Here is a 6,431-nt window from a genome sequence, read left to right on the forward strand (position 1 = left end):
CTCATATGATGATTAACCATTTATCGTCAGCCTTGGCTTTAGCTCACACTGAAGAAAAACCGAAACCAGAAAGAAGGGCAGCACCGCTGCCCTTTTTAATGCCCTACCCTCAACGGCAGCTAGCCACTGCGGCGAGTTCTGACAGCTTTCCGGTTGCGACTTCGATAATGCGGCGGTAATCTTTGGCGTTGAAGTAGCCGGGCTCTTCGATGAGTTTTCCTATGCCACTTAACTCAAACAGCATAGACTCAATCAGATGGTGTTGTAATAAGGTCAAAGTTCACTTAGTTCCGAACTTTTTCTTGTACTCCAAAGTAGCAAACTGAATTTATTATCTCGTCGCTTAGTTCTGAAAAATCCACATCTAATTTAAGTTTATGACAACTCGATAATACTAAGTCATCAGGGCTATTAATCCCTTTAGGATTTTTAATAATCTTATATGTTATACTACGTGGAGACTTAAATCCTACCTTTGTAAAACCAACATAAATATCACCTTTATATTTTGATAATGTGCCAATCATAGTGTTGATATTTTTATTCTGATTTCTGACCAAGTACTTTAAATCATCTTCTTCTAGTTTATAATATTCTTTTCCCTCACGACTAAACGTGGCTAAGAGTCGCACTGAAACTTCATAAATTACTTCTTCAATATCAGCTTTTTCATTCATCACTTGGTCTAAATTTAACTGCCAATTGAGAATCATGAATCCATTTTCTTTGAATAGTTTTGAGTTCAAAAAGCAATAAGGCTTGTCAGAATGTTGGTTGCAGCTCAAATCTTTTATAATCTGTTCTTGTTTTAACTCAACAAAGGTATCAGAAAAACAACTTGAGGAATAAATTAATAACAAAAAAGCCAGATTCAAATAATACATGTTAGAGTCACCTACAATTTAAATTTATCATCTAAAATGAATTTATTTTCGATTATACCATAGTTGCCAAATACCAAATCATTGTAGCCAGCTTCAATGTGAATTTTATTTTGACGCCAAAACGAACAAGGGCAGCAACGCTGCCCTTTTTAATACCCTACCCTCAACGCTGGCTAGCCACTGCGGCGAGTTCTGACAGCTTTCCGGTGGCGACTTCGATAATGCGACGGTAATCGTTGGCGTTGAAGTAGCCAGGTTCTTCGATAAGTTGATGTATTTTATTTGGATCAAACACCATGCATTCAGGGGCAATGAGTTGTGTGCTGACCACTTGCCCTTGTTCTATCGACACTAACATTCTCATGCGTGGAGGCTGGGCAATGGTTGGTGTTTTTGGGGTGTTTTGCAGGCTATCGAATGCCCGTATGACTTGCAGGTGGAACTTGGCGCTAATCCACATGGCATAGGCATAAACAAGTTCTTTACATACCCAAGTGCCCTGAAAGTTACCACCTCGCTTAGTCATAACCGATCTAGGATTTCCTTGATCGCTTTGAGATTCAATCTCCACAATCAGATCTTTAGTTTGTTGGTTCTGGAAATACAGAGCTGGCTGATGTTTTTTTTCTGCACCGGATACTTTGTGAAGGTCATTGAGGCAGTAAAGCCCTTGATGTGTTCTGATTCTTGTGGATTCGATAACTAATGTCTGCATGATGGATTCCTTTTGATATCGTGCTGATATCGCCATCAGTGAGACCAACCACTGGTGGCGAACTGAATGAGATTGGTCTTACCGCTCAAAAGGAAACGGCGCGCCGGAGCGCTCTCACCCAGCTCACCATTGAGATGTGCGGATGCCGCAAACAAAAAAACCAGCAGAAAGCTGGCGATGTTCGCCCTTTCGAATTTCGGGAGACCAACCCCGACACTGGATTTTGCCAGTGCTTTCTTACGATAAGGCAATAAGGGATTGGTTGCAATAGAAAAACGAAAACGCCCTCTTTGCAGCGTGGCAAGGTATCAAGCTTAAATGGGCTATGTGGAGAGAGTTACTAACTCCCGCATTTGTCAGTGATTAAAATCAGCTTCCATTAGTTAGAGCATAAATATCATGCAAAAAGGCAGCACTGCTGCCTTAGTTCTTGGTGCATAACTCTTGTATCATTTCAGGTAAAATCACAGACCTTGGTTGACATAAATTGCTCCATCCATTCCTCACGTGCGGATGATTCTGCTTTTTGCCAACGGTTCCACTGCTTTCGAACTGATTCGGCAGTTTTGCCATCCATTTTAGCAATATATTCAATAGCTTCACTGATAGACATTGGATCACGCAGTGTAATCCGTCGGTCAGGTTTTACCAAGCTTTCAACTCTTGCCCCGCGAATAATTGCCGGATATTCTCCATCCGCGACTAGCCCTTTGATTAACCCCTTGTGGATTTCATAACACAGTGCTTGTTGTTCTGAGTTGGCAATACCCTGTTTAAAGGCTTTCCACGCAACCGACAATGTCATGTACTTTTGTGACATTTCAGGACAATTATCATTACTACCGAAACCTAGCTTGCATGAATCCGAACCTCTCCAACGCAAAATATTCGCCACTTCATTTCTTTGTACTTTTTTCAATTTAAATACCTTATCGGTTCAAATGATGCATGCATTTTGTAGCTCTAAGCTTAGGGAATCTAGGGAAATCACCTTGACAGTTTCCCTTGAAAAAACCGACGTTTGGGTTCGATGAAGCACAAACATAAGTATTAAAAAAATATCTAGGAGTGTCACCAAGAGCTAGTTTCGGAGCCGCTTTTCAATGAACACACACCAGAGGATACACTTCCCGAACGAAACCACAATTTGGGTAGGTTTTGAACTCCGTTTTTTTCATTAGACTCGTTATTAGAAATAGACAATATCGTCTATTTTGTGGGAGCTATAAGAATGAAAAAGTTAATTTTAATGGCGTTTGCGTGTTTCATGTCAGCATCTTTATTAGTTGGATGTTTATTGTTCTTTTCATTTGAGTATTTGAAATTTATGGGCATGATAGAGTCTTACAAAGAAGGATTAGAAATGCTATCCAAAGGATTCCCAAAAGCAGCATAATCAATCAGACCGTAAAAATAATTCAGACCACCTGTACCGGACGACTCCGAGCGCCTGCCCAGATAGGTTTTCTCAACTAACCGCTTGAGTAATGTACTGGCAAAGGACTGGGAAATTTCACAGCGGTTAGCTATCTCATGAGGGGTGACAGTCTCACCCCTTTTTATCGATTCAAGCACTCTCAGTTGCGTTTTGCTCAGTCTAATCCGATTAATTTGTTGAGGCGCCTGCCTTGCGATTTCTGACAATTTTGGGTCAATAAGGGCAGTATTTGGATTATTTTTCATAGGTTAAGTTCATTTGCTTGGATTTACCCAAGATTACATATAACAATCTGAATTTAATGGAGAATATGAGGGATTAACGATCTATCGAGACAGGCTCAAAACAGGTTGCGCAGCAGGATTTTAACCATAAATGATAGGCTTCAAGCGCTTCTTTCTTCTTCAACTCCATGTGACTGTGAATATAGGCTTGATCGAGTTTGTCTCTGGCGTGGTTCAGTAGCAACTCACAGACAATGTAATCAACACCAATGTTCTGCCAAATCGACCTCGCCCGTTTTCTAAGGTCATGGGCTGACCATGCTTTACCCGATACGGACTTCACCCATTCACTCGCCAGTGATCCATACAGCGGTTGGTCATTTTTGAAGGAAACCGGAAACACACACTCACCCTCATAGCCTAGGGCAATTTGCCAGTCGCGGTATGAGCGCAAAAGCTCAATCATGTCAGGGCTCAGCGGGTATACCATTTCGCTTTTGTTTTTGGTGTCGGTCTGCGGGATACGCCATGTTTTCTGCGTAAAGCTGATATTACTCCATTGTGCCTTACGGGTTTCACCAATACGGGTACCGTGAGCAAGTATCATGGTGATCAACACCCTCACTGCAGGCGGACTTTGCTGAGTTTTGAGTAAGATATCAGGCAACTGGTCCGTGTTGAGCCGGCACCCTCTCACCTGTGCTTTAGTCAGAGAGAAGTTATCTGCAAAGAAGTCCATAAACTTAATGCCCCTCACCGGGTCTGAGGTGATCTGCTTGAGTTTTTTCGCCATTGAAAAAGCCGTTTTGACCATACTAAACAACGCTTTTACATAACTTACTGAGTACCCCAGCTCAAACAGCGGCTGGACGAGCTCATTATCAAAGGTGTCGTGGTCGAGTGTGGTTAGAGGCTGGCCGTGAAAAATACTGATTAAGTGCTTGTCTGCCATGCTTTTCAGGTTATTCAGTCGGGCGCGGCTGGACTTTCCTCTGGCGAACTCCCGCTTAACATGCCAGGTGATCAGCTCATCTACCGTGTTGAATTTGTTGCAACTCACCACTTCCCCTTTGGCAATGTTAACCGTGGTTGCGCTTACTAACGCCATCACATCCTTGGCCTGTGTGGCGGGGTATGTGCCGATCCGGTAGCTGTGTTGTTTGCCATCCTGATACCGATAAAACCACCATGTGCCGCCGGAACGCTCGGCATTAAATCGCAGGTACAGTGAGGTGCGAATATCTTTGAGCTGTCTTACCCGAAGATCGGGCATATGTTTTTTGATTTGAGCATCGGATATTTTAAGGGGAATGGTCGAGGCAAAAAACGCCCGTTGATTAAGATTCACTGCAGTTATTCCTCCGCGGCAGTCGCCTGAATAGTCATGCGCTCAGGTGACAGTCCCTGCCCTGAAATGGTCACTTTATCGATACTGAATCGCCCCGCGACCATAGCCGGGAAGCTGGTATCGAGTTCAATCAATCCCTCTGCAAAAGCGGCGGGATTCACTGGTGCTTCAAGTCTTAGTTTTCGCCCTTCCCGACGGATTTTTCGAAGCTCAGCCGCGCATGACTGTTCAGCCTCCGCTTGGCTGTTTTTGTCTCTGCCCAATAGCTTAAATGGTGGCGATCCGGTCTTTACCTCCTGCCGGGTGCCATCGGCGGTGGAGAGATAAAAGGCTCTTACCCCGTTGAACTCATTGCGGCCATCCAGCTCACCGGACACGTTCACAAAGTTGGGGCTGTCTGGCCGATTATCTGCAGGAAGTGACAAGGTAATGTTTTCAATCGGTTTGCCTGTGGCACTCTTGGTCTTCCCTTTTGGCACAAACACAAAGGTATCGTGAACCGGCTTTGCAATGGCGTCGAAGTTTTTCGCCAGTCGGGATAAAAACGCCTGAGTGCTCTCATCAGTACGATCAACATGCGGGATTACAATTTTTTGTAATTCCGGGACGATAAAAAACGCGAAGCCGTGGGGGGTAACCGTATCGCCGACAATAGTTGCAAGGGTTGCGTTGTCCCAACTGGCACTTTTTCGCTCCCGGTAACCGCTTTGGTCTTTGATTGAGAACGGGGCCACAGTAAGTACCAAGGTGATATCTCTCGGATTCAGGGAGAAGCCGCGCTGTGAAATAGAGAAAATGTCTCGCTCTACACCATCAATCGCCACCCGATAACGTTCCCCCTTGGGCGGCAGTCCGTCAAAATCATCAGAATCAATAGTGAGTGTGAGGGCGTCTCCCTCAATGCCGTTGCCATCTTCGAGCCGCCAGCTTTTGAGACGGGACAGCATCAAATCAGCATGTTTTCCAGTAAGTTCAAGCATCAATCCCAGCTCCGGGTTGGTTGTCGTTGGTTGTTGGTTTGGATAACGGCAGGCAAGGTGACGATGGTGGTTTCCGTGAATACCTCCCCGCGCACATGCGGGTTTAAGCGATAAAAAGCCGCCTCCTGCGCATCATTGTCCTGTCCGGTATGTTTGAAAATCAGGTCGGTGATCAGCTCACCTTTTCGCGCCTCAGTCTGCATTGCGGTACTCCATCAACTGAATTTGAACCTCAGTCACCATGGCGCGGCCATCTTCAATCAACTCAGTGCGCCCCTCAGTAAGTGATTTGATGGTCCATTTCCCCAGATTGTTGCCTTGGCCGTCGCTGATTTGTTGGACTGAGTCCACCATGTTTCTCAGCGTCTGCACTTTTTCAGCCGCGCCGGTTCTGAGCCACTTAGCGTTGATATTGATAGTTTCGTTCGCCCTGCCCGTAAACGCTGACCGCGCACCATGTACAACAGGTACCTCTACAAACGCACCGGGCGTGGTACGGGTCATGCGGGAAATAGGGGTTTTACCCCCTACGCTGAACGCAAACTCACCAATGATTAAATGCTGGTTCATGGTTTAGCCCTGATCGATGGCTGCATAAGCAAGCCGGGTGGAGACGGAGTTGCCGCCTGTAAGGTAGGAATATTGCGCATCCATTTGCCTTGTGACTTCGTTAGCAATGGCTTTTTCGTCTTGTCCCTTACCGCCATTGACGTGATCACCGGGGCAAAGTTGACCGGGGGTTGTTGTCGCGCCTCGGCTTCTTTTCGCTGCACTTCGGCTACTTTCTCTGCAGTTTCATCCGGCGAGTCCAGTTTGCGGCCAAACCAACTGCCAATTTCCTC

General features: G+C 45.3%; 11 protein-coding genes. All 11 read right to left on the reverse strand.

Translation table 11 applies throughout. The features are described from left to right. Nucleotides 1-109: 109 nt before the first annotated feature. A complete protein-coding gene (locus tag A8L45_RS24810) occupies nt 110-277 on the reverse strand; it encodes a hypothetical protein (RefSeq protein ID WP_175402073.1) in 168 nt (55 codons plus the stop codon). A gap of 7 nt (nt 278-284) precedes the next feature. Then, on the reverse strand, nt 285-884 hold the full coding sequence (locus tag A8L45_RS22910) for a hypothetical protein (protein ID WP_068905665.1): 600 nt from the start codon (nt 882-884) through the stop codon (nt 285-287). Nucleotides 885-1,047: 163 nt separating this feature from the next. Then, nucleotides 1,048-1,599, reverse strand: a complete 552-nt coding sequence (locus A8L45_RS22915) for a KilA-N domain-containing protein (protein ID WP_068905666.1) — start codon at nt 1,597-1,599, stop codon at nt 1,048-1,050. Between the two features lie 35 nt (nt 1,600-1,634). After that, complete coding sequence (locus A8L45_RS22920; protein ID WP_068905667.1) at nt 1,635-1,850, reverse strand: hypothetical protein; 216 nt, start codon at nt 1,848-1,850, stop codon at nt 1,635-1,637. Between the two features lie 203 nt (nt 1,851-2,053). Further along, the gene (locus tag A8L45_RS22925; RefSeq protein ID WP_068905668.1) at nt 2,054-2,518 is read right to left on the reverse strand and encodes a hypothetical protein; all 465 of its coding nucleotides are present in this window, start codon (nt 2,516-2,518) and stop codon (nt 2,054-2,056) included. Nucleotides 2,519-2,943: 425 nt separating this feature from the next. Beyond that, nucleotides 2,944-3,282, reverse strand: a complete 339-nt coding sequence (locus tag A8L45_RS22930) for a MarR family transcriptional regulator (protein WP_068905669.1) — start codon at nt 3,280-3,282, stop codon at nt 2,944-2,946. Between the two features lie 73 nt (nt 3,283-3,355). Next, nucleotides 3,356-4,609 (reverse strand): tyrosine-type recombinase/integrase, encoded by a 1,254-nt coding sequence (locus A8L45_RS22935; RefSeq protein WP_068905670.1) that lies wholly within the window; start codon nt 4,607-4,609, stop codon nt 3,356-3,358. A 5-nt stretch (nt 4,610-4,614) separates the two neighbouring features. After that, nucleotides 4,615-5,589: a contractile injection system protein, VgrG/Pvc8 family gene (locus A8L45_RS22940; protein ID WP_068905671.1), complete on the reverse strand. Its 975-nt coding sequence runs from the start codon at nt 5,587-5,589 to the stop codon at nt 4,615-4,617. Further along, a complete protein-coding gene (locus A8L45_RS22945) occupies nt 5,589-5,792 on the reverse strand; it encodes a hypothetical protein (RefSeq protein ID WP_068905672.1) in 204 nt (67 codons plus the stop codon). Before A8L45_RS22945 ends, A8L45_RS22940 begins: the two co-directional genes overlap by 1 nt. After that, nucleotides 5,782-6,159, reverse strand: a complete 378-nt coding sequence (locus A8L45_RS22950; RefSeq protein ID WP_068905673.1) for a phage tail protein — start codon at nt 6,157-6,159, stop codon at nt 5,782-5,784. The genes A8L45_RS22945 and A8L45_RS22950 overlap by 11 nt, the downstream gene beginning before the upstream one ends. Then, nucleotides 6,156-6,431, reverse strand: a 276-nt coding sequence (locus A8L45_RS24815; protein ID WP_175402074.1) for a hypothetical protein, incomplete at its 5' end; no start/stop codon positions are given. The genes A8L45_RS24815 and A8L45_RS22950, both read right to left, overlap by 4 nt.

The sequence above is a fragment of the Veronia pacifica genome (genome assembly GCF_001707825.1).
GTDB classification, from domain to species: Bacteria; Pseudomonadota; Gammaproteobacteria; order Enterobacterales; family Vibrionaceae; genus Veronia; species Veronia pacifica.